General features: G+C 71.2%; 18 protein-coding genes and 1 pseudogene. 9 read left to right on the plus strand and 10 right to left on the minus strand.

What is annotated here, in order from left to right:
• Positions 1–2 precede the first annotated feature (2 nt).
• Complete coding sequence (locus tag ACZ60J_RS33430; protein WP_469687717.1) at positions 3–494, minus strand: anthrone oxygenase family protein; 492 nt, start codon at positions 492–494, stop codon at positions 3–5.
• A gap of 245 nt (positions 495–739) precedes the next feature.
• Between ACZ60J_RS33430 and gdhA the strand changes: the two genes are divergently transcribed.
• Both gdhA and ACZ60J_RS33440 read left to right on the plus strand, forming a co-directional pair.
• Positions 740–2104, plus strand: coding sequence for an NADP-specific glutamate dehydrogenase (gene gdhA / locus ACZ60J_RS33435; RefSeq protein ID WP_469687719.1), 1365 nt, complete (start codon positions 740–742; stop codon positions 2102–2104).
• Between the two features lie 203 nt (positions 2105–2307).
• Positions 2308–3672 (plus strand): AMP-binding protein, encoded by a 1365-nt coding sequence (locus ACZ60J_RS33440; RefSeq protein WP_469687721.1) that lies wholly within the window; start codon positions 2308–2310, stop codon positions 3670–3672.
• 10 nt (positions 3673–3682) lie between these two features.
• Here the strand turns inward: ACZ60J_RS33440 and ACZ60J_RS33445 are convergent, their stop codons facing one another.
• On the minus strand, positions 3683–4099 hold the full coding sequence (locus tag ACZ60J_RS33445; protein ID WP_351381995.1) for a MarR family transcriptional regulator: 417 nt from the start codon (positions 4097–4099) through the stop codon (positions 3683–3685).
• Between the two features lie 186 nt (positions 4100–4285).
• Between ACZ60J_RS33445 and ACZ60J_RS33450 the strand changes: the two genes are divergently transcribed.
• Entirely contained in the window at positions 4286–5092 is an 807-nt protein-coding gene (locus ACZ60J_RS33450) for an alpha/beta fold hydrolase (RefSeq protein WP_469687723.1), read from the plus strand.
• Between the two features lie 16 nt (positions 5093–5108).
• Here the strand turns inward: ACZ60J_RS33450 and ACZ60J_RS33455 are convergent, their stop codons facing one another.
• Positions 5109–5954 carry an SDR family oxidoreductase gene (locus ACZ60J_RS33455; protein ID WP_469687725.1) on the minus strand — a complete coding sequence of 282 codons (846 nt, stop codon included), beginning with the start codon at positions 5952–5954 and terminating at the stop codon, positions 5109–5111.
• 88 nt (positions 5955–6042) lie between these two features.
• Between ACZ60J_RS33455 and ACZ60J_RS33460 the strand changes: the two genes are divergently transcribed.
• Positions 6043–6681: a TetR/AcrR family transcriptional regulator gene (locus tag ACZ60J_RS33460; RefSeq protein ID WP_469687727.1), complete on the plus strand. Its 639-nt coding sequence runs from the start codon at positions 6043–6045 to the stop codon at positions 6679–6681.
• A 19-nt stretch (positions 6682–6700) separates the two neighbouring features.
• Here ACZ60J_RS33460 and ACZ60J_RS33465 read toward each other — a convergent pair whose 3' ends face one another.
• The 3 genes and pseudogenes from ACZ60J_RS33465 to ACZ60J_RS33475 form a co-directional block, all read right to left on the minus strand.
• Positions 6701–7132 carry a GNAT family N-acetyltransferase gene (locus ACZ60J_RS33465; RefSeq protein WP_469688070.1) on the minus strand — a complete coding sequence of 144 codons (432 nt, stop codon included), beginning with the start codon at positions 7130–7132 and terminating at the stop codon, positions 6701–6703.
• A gap of 30 nt (positions 7133–7162) precedes the next feature.
• A pseudogene (locus ACZ60J_RS33470) lies at positions 7163–7879 on the minus strand (alpha/beta fold hydrolase); the annotation flags it as partial.
• 9 nt (positions 7880–7888) lie between these two features.
• Positions 7889–8869, minus strand: coding sequence for an endonuclease/exonuclease/phosphatase family protein (locus ACZ60J_RS33475; RefSeq protein WP_469687729.1), 981 nt, complete (start codon positions 8867–8869; stop codon positions 7889–7891).
• A gap of 624 nt (positions 8870–9493) precedes the next feature.
• On the opposite strand from ACZ60J_RS33475, the gene ACZ60J_RS33480 reads away from it, so the two are divergent.
• Complete coding sequence (locus ACZ60J_RS33480; protein WP_469687731.1) at positions 9494–10600, plus strand: ABC transporter substrate-binding protein; 1107 nt, start codon at positions 9494–9496, stop codon at positions 10598–10600.
• Positions 10601–10623: 23 nt separating this feature from the next.
• Here ACZ60J_RS33480 and ACZ60J_RS33485 read toward each other — a convergent pair whose 3' ends face one another.
• The 4 genes from ACZ60J_RS33485 to ACZ60J_RS33500 form a co-directional block, all read right to left on the minus strand.
• Complete coding sequence (locus tag ACZ60J_RS33485; protein ID WP_469687732.1) at positions 10624–11571, minus strand: NAD-dependent epimerase/dehydratase family protein; 948 nt, start codon at positions 11569–11571, stop codon at positions 10624–10626.
• A gap of 151 nt (positions 11572–11722) precedes the next feature.
• Complete coding sequence (locus ACZ60J_RS33490) at positions 11723–12487, minus strand: SDR family NAD(P)-dependent oxidoreductase (RefSeq protein ID WP_469687733.1); 765 nt, start codon at positions 12485–12487, stop codon at positions 11723–11725.
• 67 nt (positions 12488–12554) lie between these two features.
• The gene (locus ACZ60J_RS33495; RefSeq protein ID WP_469687734.1) at positions 12555–13817 is read right to left on the minus strand and encodes a cytochrome P450 family protein; all 1263 of its coding nucleotides are present in this window, start codon (positions 13815–13817) and stop codon (positions 12555–12557) included.
• 150 nt (positions 13818–13967) lie between these two features.
• Positions 13968–15065, minus strand: a complete 1098-nt coding sequence (locus tag ACZ60J_RS33500; RefSeq protein ID WP_469687736.1) for a ScbA/BarX family gamma-butyrolactone biosynthesis protein — start codon at positions 15063–15065, stop codon at positions 13968–13970.
• Between the two features lie 13 nt (positions 15066–15078).
• Between ACZ60J_RS33500 and ACZ60J_RS33505 the strand changes: the two genes are divergently transcribed.
• The 4 genes from ACZ60J_RS33505 (at position 15079) to ACZ60J_RS33520 (ending at position 18463) form a co-directional block, all read left to right on the plus strand.
• The gene (locus ACZ60J_RS33505) at positions 15079–15774 is read left to right on the plus strand and encodes a ScbR family autoregulator-binding transcription factor (RefSeq protein ID WP_469687738.1); all 696 of its coding nucleotides are present in this window, start codon (positions 15079–15081) and stop codon (positions 15772–15774) included.
• Positions 15775–15994: 220 nt separating this feature from the next.
• Positions 15995–17608, plus strand: coding sequence for a class I adenylate-forming enzyme family protein (locus ACZ60J_RS33510; protein WP_469687740.1), 1614 nt, complete (start codon positions 15995–15997; stop codon positions 17606–17608).
• A complete protein-coding gene (locus ACZ60J_RS33515; RefSeq protein WP_469687741.1) occupies positions 17605–17988 on the plus strand; it encodes a hypothetical protein in 384 nt (127 codons plus the stop codon). Before ACZ60J_RS33510 ends, ACZ60J_RS33515 begins: the two co-directional genes overlap by 4 nt.
• Positions 17989–18229: 241 nt before the next feature.
• Positions 18230–18463 (plus strand): LysR family transcriptional regulator, encoded by a 234-nt coding sequence (locus ACZ60J_RS33520; protein ID WP_469687743.1) that lies wholly within the window; start codon positions 18230–18232, stop codon positions 18461–18463.
• Positions 18464–18653: the final 190 nt, after the last annotated feature.

The following is an 18653-nucleotide window of genomic DNA, read 5'->3' on the forward strand; positions in this document are numbered from 1 at the left end:
GCTCAGGCGGCGGACGCCAGGAGGGCCCAGGACTGGCAGGCCAGCGCGGCCGTGCACAGGGCGGTGCGCCAGCGGTTGGCGGGTACCCACTTCTTCTCGAACGCCGCGCGCACGGCGGCCGGATCCGCGATCCGCTCGGCGGGGCCGGCCGCCTCCAGCGCGTTGTTGAGGGGGATGTTCACCCGGCCGGTGACCGCTACGGCGAGCACGTAGAGGACGAGGGCGCCCACCAGCGCGGGCAGCGGTGCGCGCGCTCCGGCGGGCAGGTGCAGGGCCAGGGCGAGGCCGGTGAACAGGAGCGCGCCCAGGAACGCCAGCATGAACCAGCCGTTGATGATGGACGTGTTCACACGCTGCATCACGGAGATGAGGGTCCGGTCGTCGGAGCGCTTCAGCGCCGGCATCACCGAGACGTCGAAAGCGAAGAAGAGGCCCGCCATGAGACCTGTGGTGAGCGTCGCGGCGACGAGGGCGGCGACTCGTGCGATGTCCATATGGCCTGTCTATGTCCTGCCCCGTGGTTCTGTCCATGGTGGAGCGGGCGTCGAGTGATCCATGGTGGAGTGGGCGTCGACGAGAGCAGGCCGGAAAGGCTCGTGGCCGTGGTCGGCTGGAGGAGTACCCTCCGGCTGGGGACTGTTTTCGGATACTGTTTTCCGTCATACGGAATTCCGGTCCGGCGAGCTTCGAGCCGCATCTCGGGGCCGGTCCCCACATCGAGACCTGGAGGAACAAGACCGTGACGGACCCCAAGGACCCGCAGGGCCGGCTGGACGCGCTGCGCGCCGACATCGAGCGCCGGAACCCCGCACAGCCCGAGTTCCACCAGGCCGTACGGGAGGTCCTGGACACCCTGGCCCCCGTGTTCGCGGCGCGTCCCGAGTACGCGGAACCGGGTGTGGCCCTGCTGGAGCGGCTCGTCGAGCCGGAGCGGCAGATCATCTTCCGGGTGCCGTGGACCGATGACCGTGGTCGCGTCCACGTCAACCGTGGCTACCGCGTCGAGTTCAACAGCGCGCTCGGCCCGTACAAGGGCGGCCTGCGCTTTCACCCGTCGGTGGACATCGGCGTCGTGAAGTTCCTCGGCTTCGAGCAGATCTTCAAGAACGCGCTGACCGGGCTCGGCATCGGCGGCGGCAAGGGCGGCAGCGACTTCGACCCGCACGGGCGGTCGGACGCCGAGGTCATGCGCTTCTGCCAGTCCTTCATGACCGAGCTCTACCGGCACATCGGTGAGCACACCGACGTGCCGGCGGGCGACATCGGTGTGGGCGGGCGCGAGATCGGCTACCTGTTCGGGCAGTACCGGCGCATCACCAACCGCTGGGAGGCCGGCGTCCTGACCGGCAAGGGCCAGGGCTGGGGCGGCTCGCTGATCCGTCCGGAGGCCACGGGCTACGGCAGCGTGCTGTTCGCCGCCGAGATGCTGGCCGTCAGGGGGCTGTCGCTGGACGGGCAGACGGCGGTCGTCTCCGGCTCGGGCAACGTCGCGCTGTACACGATCGAGAAGCTGCAGCAGCTGGGGGCGAACCCGCTGACGGCATCCGACTCCCAGGGGTACGTGGTCGACGAGAAGGGCATCGACCTCGCACTGCTGAAGCAGATCAAGGAGGTCGAGCGCGGGCGCGTGAGCGAGTACGCGCAGCGTCGCGGGCCGTCGGCGCGGTTCGTGCCGGGCGGGCGCGTCTGGGACGTGGCGGCGGAGGTGGCCTTCCCGTCCGCCACGCAGAACGAGCTGACCGCCGATGACGCGCGGACGCTGATCGCGAACGGGGTCAAGGCGGTGTCGGAGGGCGCGAACATGCCGACCACGCCGGAGGCGGTGCACCTGCTGCAGGCGGCCGGAGTGTCCTTCGGGCCGGGCAAGGCGGCGAACGCGGGCGGGGTCGCGGTCAGTGCGCTGGAGATGGCGCAGAACGCGGGGCGCGTGGCGTGGAGCGCGGAGCGGGTCGAGGCGGAGCTGGCGGGGATCATGCGGGACATCCACGCGGTGTCGTACGCGACCGCCGAGCGGTACGGCTCCGCCGGGGACTACGTGACCGGGGCGAACATCGCCGGGTTCGAGCGGGTGGCGGACGCGATGCTGGCGCAGGGGTTGATCTGAGGCGCTGAGGCGCTGAGGCGCTGACGCGGGGGCTGGGGTGCGGGTAGGGGGCGCCGCTGTGCTGGGTGCCCTCTACCCGCCCTTCCTCCGTTCCCCGGGCTGCGCCCGGACCGCCGGGAGTCCGGGCCGTGCCCGGGTTACCGGGGCTCCGCCCCGAGCCTCGAACGCCGGCGGGGCGGGTCGGTCGTAGGGTGGGGCGGTTGATGGCGATCGACTCCGTAGGGGGATCAGTGCTGACCGCGCTCACCGGGGTGTACGGAGACCGGGCCGATGCCCTGCGGGTGGCCGGGCGGGATGCTTCCTACGAGGAGCTGCTCGGCGCGGCCCGTGCCGTGGCTGCCGATGTGGCGGGGGCGCCCGCCTTCGCGGTGACCGCGACGGCCTCGCTGGAGACCGTCGCCGCCGTCGTCGGCGGGCTGCTGGCCGGGGTGCCCTTCGTACCGCTGCCGCCCGATGCGGGGCCCGCCGAGCGGGAGCACATCCTGCGGGACTCCGGCGCGGTGCTCGTCGACGTGGACTTCGCACGGCGTGGCGGGGGTGGGGGCGGGGCGGAGGCCGGGCCCGGGCGGCCGGCGCTGGTCCTCTACACCTCCGGGACCACCGGCCCGCCCAAGGGGGTCGTGCTCACCGCCGAGGCCCTGGCCGCCGATCTCGACGCCCTCGCCGAGGCCTGGCAGTGGAGCGCCGAGGACACCCTCGTGCACGGACTGCCGCTGTTCCACGTGCACGGTCTGGTCCTCGGAGTGCTCGGAGCGCTGCGTACCGGCAGCCGCCTCGTGCACACCGGGCGGCCCACACCCGAGGCGTACGCGGAGGCCGGGGGCAGCCTGTACTTCGGGGTGCCGACCGTGTGGTCCCGTATCGCGGGGGCGCCGGCGGCGGCCGCCGCGCTGGGCGGGGCCCGGCTGCTCGTCTCCGGGAGTGCCGCGCTGCCCGCGCCGGTCTTCCGGGACCTGGAGCGGCTGACCGGGCTGCGGCCCGTGGAGCGGTACGGGATGACCGAGACGCTGATCACCGTGAGCGGGCGCGCGGGCGGGGAGGTGCGGCCCGGTACGGTCGGCACCCCGGTCAGGGGTGTCCGTACACGGATCGTGGCCGAGGCGGGCGCGGAGATCGGCGAGCTGCAGGTGACCGGGCCGACGCTGTTCTCCGGGTACCTGGGCCGGCCCGAGGCCACGGCCGCCGCGTACACCGAGGACGGGTGGTTCCGTACGGGCGACATCGCGGCCGTCGACGAGGCCGACGGCGTCCATCGGATCGTCGGCCGGGCCTCCATCGACATGATCAAGTCGGGCGGCTACCGGATCGGCGCCGGTGAGATCGAGAACGCGCTGCTGGACCACCCCAAGGTGAGCGAGGCGGCGGTGGTGGGGCTCCCGGACGCGGATCTGGGTCAGCGGATCGTGGCCTTCGTGGTGGCCGAGGGCGTCACCGGGCCGGAGCTGACGGACTTCGTCGCCGCGCACCTGTCGGTGCACAAGAGGCCGCGCGAGGTGCGGTTCGTGGCGGAGATCCCGCGCAACGCGATGGGCAAGCCGCAGAAGAAGCTGCTGCTGGGCGACGCCTGACGGCGCGTGGTCAGGGGGTGTCGCGGGGCACCAGGTGGCGGGCCAGGACCTCCAGGGCCCGGGTCAGCTCCGGCAGCCGTTCCGCTTCGGTCTCGCCGAGGGCGCGGGCGAGGGCGTCCTCGACCTTCGACTCCCCGGCGGCGCGTACGGCGGCCACGCGCGCGGAGGTGCCGGGGGCCTGGCGGACCAGGGTGCGGCGGCGGTCGGCCGGGTCGGGCGAGGTCTGCACGGAGCCGGCCTCGCGCAGGCGGGCGACGGCGCCGGAGACCTGGCTCTGCGGGAGGCCCGTGCGCTGGGCCGTCTCGCCGACCGTGGTGTCGGGGTGTGCGGCGATGTCGCCGGCCACGATCACGACGGAGCGCGTGCCGCCGGCGTACTGACCCGGGCCGCCGGGGGGCTCGGGCAGGGCCTCCTCGCCGAGCTTCATCAAGGCGCGGCCCAGCAGGAAGAGTTCGATTCCGTCCACGGGAGCCACGGTACAGCGGAATCGGCGAACCATCGGAGGAGATGCATCTTTTTCGATCCATCGGTATTGATGTATCTGATTCGATGGGTTACTGTCGTTGCAGAGAGTGACGGACTGGGGGTCCGGAGCCGTGAGTGAGGAGTTGTCATGAGTGCTGTGCTCCACTACCAACTGCAGGGCTCCGGCCCGATGTTGCTCATCGCGCAGAGCGGGGAGGGTGACGCCGACCGCACCGTGGATCTGGTCCCGCATCTCACCGATGCCTTCACCGTACTGACCTACGACCGCCGTGGACTCTCGCGCAGCCGGCCGGAGGAGCCCGGCCGGACCGCGTCGCTCGCCGAGCACGCCGAAGACGTGCACCGGCTGCTGGCGTCCGTCACCGACGAGCCGGTGCTGATGCTCGGCTGCAGTCTGGGAGCCGTCATCGGCATGCACGTGGCCGCTCGGCACCCGGAACAGGTGAGCACCCTCATCGCGCACGAGCCGGTGGCCCCGAGGCTGCTGCCCGCGGGGGAGCGGGCGCGGCACGAAGCGGAGCTCCGGGAACTGCAGGAGGTCTACCGCGCGGGCGGGCTCGAAGCCGTCTTCCCGGAGATGGCGCGGGTCCTCGGGATCGACCTTGCACGGCGCGACGCGGAGCCGGGACTGACCCCGCAACCCCTGGACGGGCGACGGCGTGCCAACTTCGGCTACTTCATCGAGCACGACTTCACGGCGATCGTCGAGGACACCCTCAATGTGGACGCCCTGACCCGGACCCGGACGCGCATCGTCCCGGCGCTGGGTGCCGCCACCCCGTCCACCGTCTTCGACCACCGGTGCGCGGTGGAACTGGCGGCCCTCCTGGACACGGAGATACAGGTCTTCCCGGGCGGCCACAACGGCAACACCACGCACCCCCGGGGATATGCGGAGCGGCTGCGCAGCCTGCTGGCTCCGGCAGGGGCGTAGGCGCTCGGGGCGGGTCCTACCGGAAGGCCGGCAGGTTGCGGGCCACCCATTCACCGAAGGGCCTGGCCGGACGGCCGAGGGCGCTTTCCACATCGAGGCTGATCGCCTGCTCGGACGGCAGCGGGGCACCGAGGATGTCCAGGGTGCCGCCGATGACCTCTTCGGGCATGAACTGCGCCATGTGGGCGTGGGCCTGGTCTCGGGACAGTTCCACGAAGGCGACGTCCTCGCCCAGGGCCTGGGAGATCACTGCGGTCTGCCGGCGCGGACTGATGGCCTCGGGTCCGGTCAGTTCGTACGTACGGCCCGTGTGTCCTTCTCCGTGCAGTGCGGCTGCCGCGACCGCGGCGATGTCGGCCGGGTCGATGACGGGTAGGGCCACGTCGCCGAACGGGGCGAAGACGGTGCGCTGGGTGCGGACGGGCTCGGCCCAGGAGAGGGCGTTGGAGGCGAATCCGCCCGGACGCAGGATCGTGAAGTCGGCGCCGGAAGCGCGCACCGCGGCCTCGAAGGCGCGCAGGCGGGTGTGTGAAAGGGCCTCGGGGCGGGTGGAGTTGATCTGAGAGGAGAGCAGGACGATTCGTTTGACCCCGGCGTCCGTTGCCGCGTCGATCAGGGCGTTCGGGCTTTCGCCGTGGCCGTTGAGCTCGCCGCCCAGGAGGAGGAAGAAGGTGTCGGCGCCGTCGAGGACGGGGCGCATGCTCGTGCTGTCCCCGACGTCGGCGCGGGCGTGCCGGACGGTGGCCGGGAGCCCTTCGGACTGCGGGCGTCGCGAGACGGCTACGACGTCCTCGCCCTTCTCGGCCAGCAGGGGCACCAGGGTCCGTCCGATGTTGCCGGTTGCGCCTGTCACCACGATCATGACGATCTCCCGAGTTGGTTAGTTAGTTGACTGACTTAGTTCGAGGACCGTAGCACGGGGGTGTGGGTCGCTGTCTATAGTTAGTCGGGTGACTGACTCAACGAAGTCCCGGGCGCGCTCGGCCGACAAGCGCCGACGGCTCACCACCGAAACGGCCCGGGTCCTGCACGAGCAGGGCGTGGAGCGGACCACCCTCGCCGACATCGCGCGTGCGGCCGACGTTCCCGTCGGCAACGTCTACTACTACTTCAAGACCAAGGACGAGTTGGTCCTGGCCGCGCTCTCCGAGCACCGTGCGCACCTGGACGAGCTCACCGGCCGTCTGGAGCAGCTGCCCGACCCGCGCGACCGCCTCAAGGCCCTGATCGAGGGATGGATCGACCAGCGCGACGTCGCAGCCCGCTACGGCTGCCCCACGGGCACCCTCGCCGTCGAACTCGACAAACGCGCCGACGGCGTCCTCGACACGGAGGCCGGAACAGTGATCCGGCGCCTGCTGGAGTGGACCGGGCACCAGTTCCGCGCCTTGGGCCTGCCCGACCCGGACGACCTCGCCGTCACCCTCATCTCCGCCTACCAAGGCATGTCGCTCCTGGCCAACGCCCTTCGTGACCCGGACGTCATGGCCCGCCAGGGGGCTCGCCTCCTCCAGTGGCTCGACTCCCTGGATTCCCTCGGCTCCCCCGACGCCTCCGACGCCTCCGACTCCTCCGACCAGACCGCCTGACCTGGAGGGCGGTGGATGTTCAGGCGAGGCGCAGGTCCACGAAGGGCACGGTGTCGCCGGGGAGGACGTAGCGGTCGAACTCGATGAAGCCCGCTCGGTGCGCGAAGCTCAGGCCCTCCGGGTTGGACGCGAGGACCACGGTCTCGATCACCTCGGCGCCTAGGGACCGTGCCTGGACGAGAGCGTGGGAGTACAGCTCGCGGCCGAAGCCCCGTCCCCGGTAGGCGGGCAGGACGCGCGCGATCACGGTGGCGGTCGTGGAGCCGGCCGCGGGGACCCGCAGCGTCGTGCATCCGACGAGGGCATCGCCGAAGTGGGCGATGTGCAGGACGTGGCGTGCGGAGCGCTCCCGTACGTCTTCCAGGGAGAGGAGGGCTGTCGGGATGACCGTGTTGTGGACGTGCTGCCAGTCGCGCAGGGCGGCTTCGGAGGCGGCGTCCACCGAGTGGATACGAAGACCGGAAGGCGGCGGCGGGCTGTCCTGCGCGGCGGCGTCGAGGAGGACGCGGGCCAGGGCGGACGGGGCGGAGAACATCGGCCAGTGGCCCGTGTCCAGGGTGACCCACTGCCAGTCCGGGCCGGTGGCCAGGAGCTTCGCCACGTCGGGGTGCGGTTCGGCGCCGTCCAGCAGGCATTTGACGTAGGTCGCGGGGAGCTCGGCGAGCGGGTGGGTCAGTACGGCCGGTTCGGTCAGCGTGGCGCCCGGGTGCGGGGTCGCCCCGGCGAGGAGCCGGGCGGTCTGCTCGTCCGTGAGGCCCTGGCCCTCGCAGTCGGCGGCCTGCAGGGGAGGCCAGAAACCGTCGTTCGCGGCGATCGAGGCCTCTACGGCGGAGCGGCCGTCCGGCCAGCCGGAGAGGAAGGATCCGTCGGGGGTGGGGACGTTGGCGTCGACGAAGACCACCCGGTTCAGGCGGGCGCCGATCCGTTCCGCGGCTTGGCCGACGGGGATGCCGGAGTAGCTGTGGCCCACCAGGACCACATCGCGCAGGCCGAGCTCGTCGATGGCGTCGACTATGTCCGTGACGTGCGTCTGCTGGCCGGCCGGGATGCCCTGCTTGTCCGCGAGGCCGGACAGGGTCAGGGCGTGGACCTCGTGGTCGCCGTCCGTGCTGCGCAGTGCGGTGCGGAGTTCGGCGGCCACCTCGTCCCATGCCGCTGCTCCCAGCCAAGCGCCTGCCACCAGCACGAATTCAGTCATGACCGTACGTTAATCGAACTGGATGTCGGCGGTGAGGGGCAGGTGATCGCTGGAGGTGGCGGGGAGCGTACGGACGTGGGTGACGGCTCCTGAGCGGGCCAGGATCTGGTCGATCCGGGCCAGGGGGAAGGCAGCGGGCCAGGTGAAGGCGAAGCCGGCGGAGGAGGCGGAGGGAGCGGGGGCTTTGGCGGCGGCCGGGGTGGGTGTCGGCTTCGCCGCCAGGGCGGTGCGGATGGGGGCCAGGCCGCGGTCGTCGGCGGTGCCGTTGAGGTCCCCGAGCAGGACGACTCGGTCGGCGGGTTCCGCGGCGAGGGCGGCGCCGAGCAGGGCGGCGCTTTCGTCGCGGCGGGCGGATCCGAAGCCGGAGGCGCCGAGACGGAGGGAGGGCAGGTGGACGACGTAGACGGCGACGGGCCCGCCGGGGGTGGCGGCGGTGGCGCGCAGGGCGCGGTTCCAGTGGGGGTCGCCGGCGAGGGATGACGGCTTGATGTCGACGGGGCGCACGTCAGTGAGCGGGTACGCCGACCAGAGGCCGACCGTGCCGTGGGTGGCGTGGTGGGGGTAGTCGGCGCCGAGGGTGGCGGTGAAGGCCGCGGTGGAGGAGGGGGTGAGTTCCTCGACGGCGATCAGGGTGGGGTGCGGGGCGGCGAGGGCCTTGGCGGTGCGGGAGGGGTTCTGGTTCTCGTCGCTGATGTTGTGCTGGACGGCGGTGAGGGTGGGGTGACGGGCTTGGGTGGGGTGCGTGGTGGGGGTGGGGGGTGCGGTGTGGGGGAGCGAGGTGTCGAACTGGCACAGCCAGGCGGCGGTGGGGAGCAGGAGGGCCAGGGCGGTGGCCGCGGAGCGGCGTCGGAGGGCCAGGGCGAGGAGGAGGGGGACGGCCAGGCCGAGCCAGGGGAGGAACGTTTCCAGCAGGCTGCCGGGGTTGCCGGGGGTGTTGGGGACGAGGGAGGGGCGGGTGAGGAGTGCGGCGAGCAGGACGGAGAGGAGCACGGGGAGGGTTGCGGTGCCGGCCGCGGGCCAGGGGAGGGCTCGGGGGCCGTGGCCATGGCAATGGCGAGCGAGGAGGGGGCGGGGTCGGGCGGCGGGGCCGGGGGGTGGGGTGAGGGGCGGGCCCGGGTTTGGCTGGGTCATGGGGCCGTTCCTGACTGTTCCGTGGGGCTGCTTGCGGGTGGTGTGGCTGGTACGACGACGTCGGGGGTGGGGGCTCGGTTCCCGTGCGGGTGTGCGTCTGGGTGTGGGGGCCCTGCGGGGCCGTTCCCCCACCCCGCCCCTTCCCGAAACCGGGGCTCTGCCCCGGGCCCCGTTGGGGGGTGCGGATTCGGGGTCCTGAGGGGTTGGGGATGGGGGGCGGTGGGGGGCTGTGCCGGGGGGCGTTCAGGGCTCTGCCCCGGGCCCGTTGGGGGGCGCGGATTCGGGGTCCTGAGGGGCTGGGGACGGGGCCGGTGGGGCTGCGCCGGAGGTGTTCCGGGCTCTGCCCCGGGCCCCGTTGGGGGTGCGGATTCGGGGTTGTGAGGGGCTGTGCCTCGGGGGCTGGTTGGGGGGTGTGTTCCGGGGGGCTTTGGGTGGGTGGGTTGGGGTGGTGGGGGATGATCGTTTGGGTTGGGGAGAGGAGTGGTGGCTGTGGGTGTCTCGGTGGTGCGGCTGGGGGTGCTTGTGCCGTTGACGCGGCCCGGGTGGGTCGATGCGGGGCGGCAGTTGCTCGCGGGGATCGAGCTGGCCGTTCGCGAGGTCAATGGTGGGGGAGGGATCGGTGGGCGGGCGCTGGAGCTGCTGGTCCGGGACACTGCCGCCGATCCGGAGCGGGCCGCGGCGGCCGTGGAGGAGCTCGCCGGGCTGGGTGTGGCCGCCGTGGTGGGGGAGTACCACAGTGTCGTCGCCCGGGCGGCGGCCGCGCGGGCCGATGCACTGGGTGTGCCGTTCCTCTGTTCCTCCGCGGTGCTCGACGCGCTCGTCGAGGAGCCGACCGAGTGGGTCGCGCGGCTGGCCCCGGCCCAGTCGCACGGGTGGCGGACGTACGCGGAGTTCCTGCTGGGGGCGGGGCACAGCCGGATCGCCGTGGTGACCCAGCCGAGCGTGTACTGGGCTTCCGGGACTGCCGTCCTGCGGGAGTGCTTCGCCGCCCGCGGTGGCGACGTCATCGAGATCGACGTCCAGGGGGTCGGTGGCGAGGAGCTGTGCGACGCGCTTGTCGAGGCGGGGAGCACCGCGCTCCTCCTGCTGGTCGGGTATCCGGAGCCGGCGGCGGAGATCGTCAGGGCCGTACGGGGCGACCGGCGGCTGGGGGAGGTCCTGATCGGGGCTCCGGCCGGACAACCGGAGTTCGCCGGATGGGCCGGGGCGCTGGGAGAGGACGGCGCCGGGATCCCGTTCCTGCGCTACCTGCCCGAGCGGCTCGGGCCGCTCGCCGAGCGGGTGGGCAAGGAGCTCCGCGAGCAGCTCGGCGAGGAGCCCTCGTTCGTGGCCTTCGAGGGCTGGGACAGCGTCACCGTCCTCGCCGAGGTGCTGCGTTCGTACGGCACGGACCGGGCGGCCGTCGCCGGGGCGTGGTCGCGGGTGGAGGTCGAGGGCACCCGGGGGACGATCCGGTTCTCCCGGACACCCGGGATCGGTGTCTGGCAGTGGGTCTGGGCGCCGGTGCGGGTGGTCGACCGGGATCCGGCGGACCTCACCGGTCGTCGCTTTCGGATCGTCCACGGGCAGGAGGACGAGGGCGGTCGCTGATGCGGGGCTGTCGGCCGCGGGCCTCAGGCGCCGGCGAGGTGGGCGCGGTACCAGGGGGTGGCGGAGGGGAGCAGGGTGAGGGGGGTGGGGGTGGGGCGCAGGCGGGTCAGGCGCCAGATGAGGTCGGCGCGCTGGTGGTAGTCGCGGGCCAGCAGGGAGAACTGCCGCTCCGTCACCCGGCCGGGGCGCCGCCGGAGTTGTTCCAGGCAGCGGGCCCACGACCACTCCTCCCGTACCGCCGGCAGGATCCCTTCGGCGGCCAGGGCCGATACGAGGTCGGCGCTGGTCACCGCGGCGGGGTGGCTCGCGTGGTGGATCCCGCCCACAGCGGGGCCCGGGTCGGTGGCCAGGGCGTCGATCAGGCGGGCCAGTTCGCCGACGTCGACCACGGACAGCTGTGCGCGGCCGCCGTCCCAGCTGGCCGGGACCCGGTCGATCAGCTCGGCCAGGGCCGGGACCACCCAGCGGTCGCCCGCTCCCAGCACCAGACCCGGCCGCAGGACGGTGCCGCCGGCGGCCAGCACCGGGGCCTCCGCCGCCAGGCGGGTGCGGCTCGCGGCGGACACCGGATCCGGGGCCACCTCGTCGACGTCGATCCCGCGGTGCGGGAGGTTCCCGTAGACCGCGGCCGTGGACAGGTGGACGATCCGGGGCACCCCCGCCCGCGCGGCCTCCGCTACGAGGGCCGCGCCGCCCAGGACGTTGACCGTGTGGCAGCGCTCCTCGTCCCGCCCGATGTAGGAGGCCAGGTTCACCAGCGCGGCCGCGCCCTCGCAGACCCCTTGGAGCGAGCCGGGATCGCCCAGGTCCGCACGGACCCACTCGACGCCCTCGCGCTCCGCACCGGGGGTGCGGGCGAGTGCCCGCACCAGAACACCGGGACGGCGGGCCAGGGTGTCCAGTGCGGCCGAGCCGATGAAGCCGGTTGCTCCTGCCAGAACGATCACTCTGCGTCGTTCGGTTATCTGCATGGGGTGACCTTATCCGCGCGGACCCGGCCCCGACGGGGGCTCCGATGGGCCGGTACCGCTCTTCTTCTCTTCTTAGCCCCGGAGTTCCGTCATGTTCCTCGGCGTTCCGCCGCGTCCCCGTTGCGCGGGCGGGCGCCGTCGTGCCGAGCCGTCAGCGGGCGGTCCACCCGCCGTCCACCGGGACGGTGGCGCCGACCACGAAGGACGCCTGGTCGCTCAGCAGCCATGCGGCCGCGCGCGCGATCTCGCGCGGATCCGCCGTACGCGGCAGCGGTGCCATGGCGTGCAGCTGCTCCTCGATGCCGGGGTTCAGGTCGAACCACTGGGCCATCATCTCGCTGCGCGTGGTGCCGGGAGCGATGGCGTTGACCCGGACGCCCTGGGCGGAGTACTCGGCGGCGGCCTTCGTCAGCCCGATGATCGCGTGCTTCGAGGCGATGTAGGCGGCCGCAGCCGGTGTGCTGACCAGGCCGGCGACGCTGCTGTTGTTCACGATCGCCCCGCCGTTCGGGAGCATCGCGGCGATCTCGTACTTCATGCAGTTCCACGTGCCGCGGACGTTGGTGGCCATGACGGCCTCGAAGTCCGCGTCCTCGGTGAGGTGCAGCGGCGCGGGCACGGTGCCCAGCCCCGCGTTGTTGAAGGCGGCGTCCAGGCCCCCGAAGAGCTCCACCGCCCTGGCCACCGCCGCCTCGACCTCTTCGGCGCGGGCCACGTCGACGACGGCGTAGGCGGCGGTGAAACCCTGGTCCGTCAGTTCGCCGGTGAGCTTGGCCAGTTCCTCCTCGCGCCGGGCGGTGAGCAGGACCGAGGCCCCGTTCTCGCAGAACACCCGGGCGGCGGCCGCCCCGATGCCGCTGCTGGCGCCGGTGATCAGCGCGCGCCTGCCCGTGAGGAGGCTGGTCTTTTCGGTCATGGTGAGTCTTTCGTCTTCGATCTGCCGTGGTCCGGTGGAGTCTTCGGTGAGGGAGCCGCCCCCGGCACTATTGGCTGGAAATCGATGTGCTGCGAGGGTTGGAGGGGCCCAGCATCACGGGAACCGTCCGGTGGCCGTTCGAAACGAACGAGAACTTCGGCCGGAGCTCCGTGGAGGGTACGGCCAGGGACACCTCGGGGAACCGCTCGAAGAGCGCCGACAGTGCGATGGCCACCTCCATCCGGGCCAGGTTCACGCCGAGGCAGTGGTGGGCTCCGTACCCGAACGAGACGTGATCGGCGCGGGTGTCGCGGGTGATGTCGAAGAGGTCCGCCCCGGCTCCGTGCTGGAGGGGGTCGCGGCCCGCCCCGGCGAAGCAGATGACGATCGGGTCGCCCTGCGGGATCCGCACGTCGTCGTCGATCTCGATCGCCTCGACGGCGTAGCGCAGGATGCTGTGCGCGCCGGGCGGGTCCACGCGCAGGGACTCGTCGATCACGTCGTCCCACGAGGCCTTGCCGGCACGGACGAGTTCGAGCTGCTCGGGGTGCGTGAGCAGGGAGACGACCGCGTTGTCGATCAGGTTCACCGTCGTCTCGTACCCGGCGGTGAAGAGCAGGATGAGATTGTCGAGCAGTTCCTTCTCGCTCATGTCCGCCGCGCCCGAGTCGCGTGCGGTGACGAGTCCCGTGGTCAGGTCGTCGGCGGGATTTTCCCTTTTGTGCGCCACGACTTCGTTCAGGATCTCGTACATGGCGATGCCATTCGCCATGGCGTCCTCGGGGGTGATCGAGGTGGCGAAGAAACTGTCGATGATCTTCTGGAGCGGATCACGTGCGGAATGCGGAATTCCGAAGAGCTCGCAGACGACTGCGTGGGGCAGTACGTGGGCGAATTCCTTGCGGAGGTCCACGGACTCTCCCGCGGGGACCTCCTCCAGGCGGTCCAGCAAGCCGGCGGCTATCTCCTCGACCCGGGGCCGCAGGGCGGCCACCCGGCGCATGGTGAACTCCCCCGCCACGGGCTTTCGCAGGCGCGTGTGCTCGTCTCCGTAGGCGGTGACCATGTTCTGCACCGAGACCCAAATGGCCAGCGGCCACTCCTGGTCGACTTCTCCGTTGATCCACGCCGGCCAGTGCCGGTAGGCGTCCTTCGACACCCGGGGATCGGTGAGCAGGCGTTTCACGAGCGCGTAGTCAGTGACGGACCACGCCTCCACGCCACCGGGGAGCACGATTCTGACGGCGCGTCCACGGGAGCGTATTTCCTTGATCTCTCCGTGAATGTCCTGGCCGAGCGGATCGATCACGAACGGGCACTGCCTGCTCACAGGAGTATCCCTCCTACAACTGCTTGGTGACGGTGAGTCGGATGACGTCACAGGCTGGCACGCCGAAGGCCTTCCCGCCACTTTTCACAGAGCTGTCTCGGCCAGCGGATCACAGGAGACCGATGCCCATTCCGTTGGAAAGGGAGGCGATCAGGCGGAAACGGGAATTGCTTCCAAGTGGGCGTGGAAGACCCGCTGGCCGCTCTGATGGCCGGTCACGTCCAGGGAGAGGATGTTGTCCCGGCTCCGCGTCACCGGCTGCGCCTGGACCAGGCAGGGGGAGTGGAACTCCACGTACCGGTCGAAGGTCAGGCGCAGCGAGGTGGGGTACAGCCGGGTGGTGCCCGCGACGGCGTAGGCGGCCTGATGGGCGGCCTCCAGGAGGGCCATGCCGGGTACGTGGTCGTTCTTGTGCGCGAACAGCGTCGTGTTCGTGGTGTGCGAGCGCAGCGTCCAGCACCGGGGATCCATGGTGGGGGCCAGCAGGACGTGGCTCGGATCGGTGCGCAGAACGAGGGAGGGCTGAACCGGCTCCGGCACGGGCAGGACCGGCCGGGCGTCCGCGTGCTCACCGCGCATCCGGCGGTAGGCGCCGAGCGAGGTGCACGTCAGGCTGCCGCCGCCGGTCGCGATGACCCGGCCGCCCTGCACCACGTCCATGTGGCACACCATGCCGGAGAAGCGGGCGCCTCGGCGGTTGATGTTCGTGCAGGTCACGTCGATGTGGACCGGGGCGCCGCTGTCCACCGCCAGGAGTTCGGGATCTATGCGGTAGCGGATGTCGGACATCAGGAACTGGTGACCGAGGGGGACTCCGTACTCGGCGTGCGAGAGCAGGATGCCCGTCTGCCGGATGGCCTCCGCGATGACGGCGGGGGAGCGGAAACCGTGGAGGGCGGTATGGAACGGGTGGTTTTCAGGCCAACGGACGGTCACGTTGAAGCGGTCGGGAGCGGTTCTCTCCCAGGTCGACAAGAAGACCTCGGAAGGGTCCGGACGGTGCACAAGCCAGTTGGGTACGGCCGGAAGCCTTGCATCTGAGACCCCGACCGACGGTCTTTGGGCGTTTTCGCTCACATACGAGGTGATTAACATGAATTCCCCTCCGCACTTCGAGACACATTCGAGCCACTCGTGGTAGGTCCCGGTTCGCCGCAAGATACGTGCTGCCTGGTATAATTTGCAACGGCTGTTTTCGGTGACATGCTCATACCTCCGAGGAGGTGCATCATTGGCCGCCAGCAGCATGGAAGGAGCGAGGGTGTCTCAGAGGGAGACTTCTCGGCGCACCCGGCAACTCATCGTCGAGGCAGCCGGCGCCGTGTTCGCGGAGAAGGGCTTCAACGGAGCCACGATCGCGGACGTGTACCAGCGGCTCGGACTCACCAAGGGCGCCTTCTACTACTACTTCAAGAACAAGGAAGAGCTGGCCCAGGCCGTTCTGGCCAGCCAGATCGACACGGTCGGCTTCCCGCTCGTGCCGCGGAGCACCCGCCTCCAGGAGCTGATCGACAAGGGCATGCTCTTCGCCGTTCAGATCCGCAGTGACCCGATCGTGCAGGGCAGTCTGCGGCTTTCCCTGGAGCGGGGCAGTCACCACGAGCACCGCCTGAGGCCGTACCAGGACTGGATCGACCACAACCGGTTCGCCCTGGGGCAGGCCCGGGAGTGCGGCGAGCTCCACGCGCACGTGGACCTGGACGCGGTCGCCAACCTCTTCGTCGGCGCCTTCACCGGTGTGCAGGTGCTCTCGGAAGTGATGGCCGACTGGGAGGACCTGGAAGTACGGGTGTCCGTGCTGCTCAGGCACATCATGCCGATCATCGCCCTGCCGACGGTGCTGGCCGAACTCGACATGGCTCCCGGCCGCGCCGAGCGGGTCGCCGCCGATCTGGAGAAGCACCTGCGGGCGCAGGCCGAGGCCGAACTCGTCGCGTCGGCCGAGCTCCAGGCCTGACACCTTCGGCCGGTACGTCCGCGGACCGCCTGTTTTCACCGTTCCCTCCGCCGGGCGTCCTCGACGCCCGGCGGAGGGTTTTCCGTAGCCGGATCCGGTGCTTCGGGCGACGACATCAGATCTTCCGATGGATGGTTGCCTACCTTCATGCAGGTTTGTTTCCATGGTCGCGGCCCCGAGCCACATAGACGAGGCTCTTGACCGACCACGGAGAACCCACATGATCAAGCTCGATGACATCCGCCGGCACGCGGCGGGCGGCGTGACGCGGGATGCCTTGGTCGACGGCCAGGTGCGGCTGACCTGGGGCCAGTACGCCGAGACCGTGGAGCGGACGGCGGCCGGACTCACCGAGCACCTGCCCCAAGAGGGCCCGGTCCGGGCGGTCTTCCTCGCAGGGAACAGCTGGCAGCTCACCGTCGCGATGAGCGCCTGCGCCACCCTCGGGGTCTCCTGCACCGGTCTCGACCCGCAGAGCGGTACGGACGATCTCGGTCAGGTGCTCTCCTGGCTGGAGCCGTCCGTGGTCTTCGTGACCTCGGAGCACCGCGCCACCCTCGACCAGCTCGTCTGGCCCAGCGGACCGCAGGCCGTGCACGTCCTCCTGGACGGGATCACGGCCCCCGGAGCCCCGGCCGCCCCCGGCAAGCACCAGGCGCTCAACTTCGACCTGCTGACCTCGGCCGAACCCCTGCGCACCCTGCCGGCGCCCCGGCCGTACGAGTCGTTCACGGTCAGTGCGCGCGGCGAGGAGCCCTCCCGGATCGCGGTGCGCCGCACCCCCTCGGAGGGCCGCCACCTGGTGGACCTCGTCGACGAGTTCGGGCTCAACCGGGACGACGTCCACCTGGCCTCCGCCCCGCCGACCGATCCCACGGCCCTCGCGCTGGCCCGCACGATGCTCGGAGTCGGTGCCACCGTCGTCCTCGCGGACGGAGCCGGCCCCGAGACCCTGGCCTCCCTGCTCGTCGCCGAGCGCGTCAGCACCGGAGTGATCACCCCCTCCACCCTGCACCGGGTGCTCGGACTGCCGGAGGACTCCGAGCCCTCGCCGCGCACCCGCCACCTGCGGTTCCTCCTCACCCCCGGCGCCCACCTGGGCCGATGGACCGTCAACACGGCCTGGGAGCGGCTCGGCCCGGTGCTGCACACCGCGCTCGGCAGCGCGGAGACCGGGCTGACCGCCGTCATGGGCCCCGAGGAGCTGCTGGTCTCCCCGCCGCGCTCGGGCCACACCACGCTCGGCACCACCGTCGCCGTCCTCGGCGAGGACGGGCAGCCGGTGGGGCAGGGTGAGAGCGGCCGCCTCGCCTTTGCCGGACACCAGGTCATGGACGGCTACCTGGACGGGGAGACACAGACCGTCGAGCTGGACCTCGGCTGGGGCGCGGAGCGCTTCCTGGTCACCGACGATTCCGGGTACGTGGACGAGACCGGCCGGCTGCTGGTCACCGGGCGGGTCACCGAGGTGCCCGTGGTGGTCCGCGATTCCGCGGTCGACACCGAGCTGTTCCGGCTGGAGTCGGACCTGCTCAACCTGCCCTGCCTGCGCGACACCGCCGTCATGCGGGTCAGCAGCCCGGTGCTGGGCGACGCGATCGTGGTGCCCTTCATCGCCGTGGCGGTCGGCCGGGAGGCCACCGGCTACCAGGCGCTCAGCGCGGCCTGCGCCCGCCGGGTGCCCTCGCTGCCCGCGCACGTCATCGCCGTCGACACCATCCCGTACAGCCCGACGGGCCGCATCCGCACCGGGGACCTCCTCGACGCGGTCCTGCCCATCATCACTTTGAACCTGCAGCTTGAGCAGTCGATGCAACAGGAGATGTCCGCGTGAACCTGCCCTCCTTCGACGACCCGTCCTACGACGAAGTGCTGGTGGAGGACTTCGAGACGGCCTTCTTCGCGCTCGAGCTAGAGCTCCTGGACCTGCCCTGCGTCCAGGACGTCGCGGTGATGCGCACCCGGCTCCCCGAGGTGGGAGAGACGCTGGTGGTGGCCTTCGTACCGCTCCTGGAGGAGGACCAGGAGGCCGGCGGGCGCCAGGCCGCGCTGGCCGCCTGTGAGCGGCGCATGCCGTGGGTGCTCTCGCACGCGGTGGCCGTGGACGCGATCCCCCGCGCCGCCGACGGATCCGCGCGCACCGGGGTACTGATCGACCGTCTGCTCCCGCAGATCGCCCGGGACCTCCTCTCGCCGATGGAGATGTCCGACTAGTCCACTCCGCCCAACCCGCTGTCAACCACGAAGCAGCGGCTGACCTGTGGCCATGCCCTCCCTGCGGGCATGGCCACAGGTATGTCCGCAGTCGTGCGGGAGCCGGAGTGCGAGAGCCCAGTACTGCAGTTATACCTGCACCGTGGTATGTTCCTAGTCTCCGAGGCTCTGAGCCTCGAAGAAGGGAGCCCCTGCCGTGCAGTTCCAGCAGTTACGCTCGTTCCGTGAAGTGGCCGCCGAGATGAGCTTCACTCGTGCCGCCCGCAACCTCCACTACTCACAGCCCAGCGTCACCGCCCACATCAAGAACCTCGAGGACTACATCGGGGCCGAGCTGTTCCATCGCGCCGGCGGCCGGGTCCAGCTCACCGAGGCGGGCATGCGGCTGCTGCCGCACGTAGAGAAGATCATTCTGATAGCCGAGGCCGCCTGCATAGACGCGGCAGCCGCCGGCCAGACCCGTCCCGCGGCCTGACCAGCCGGCGGACACCTTTTCGCAATTCTTTTCATTCGGCCTGGCGGTCGTATCCGAATTACTTGGATCGACGCCGGGCCGAAGTTATTTCCGGGCATTCGGAATTCATGGTTCCGCAATATTGAGAAGCGTTGATCAATCCTCCTCTGCGAAGTCAACAAGGTTTCTCTGCCTGGTCGTTGACGTACCG

The organism is Streptomyces sp. NPDC104226, from assembly GCF_055584085.1.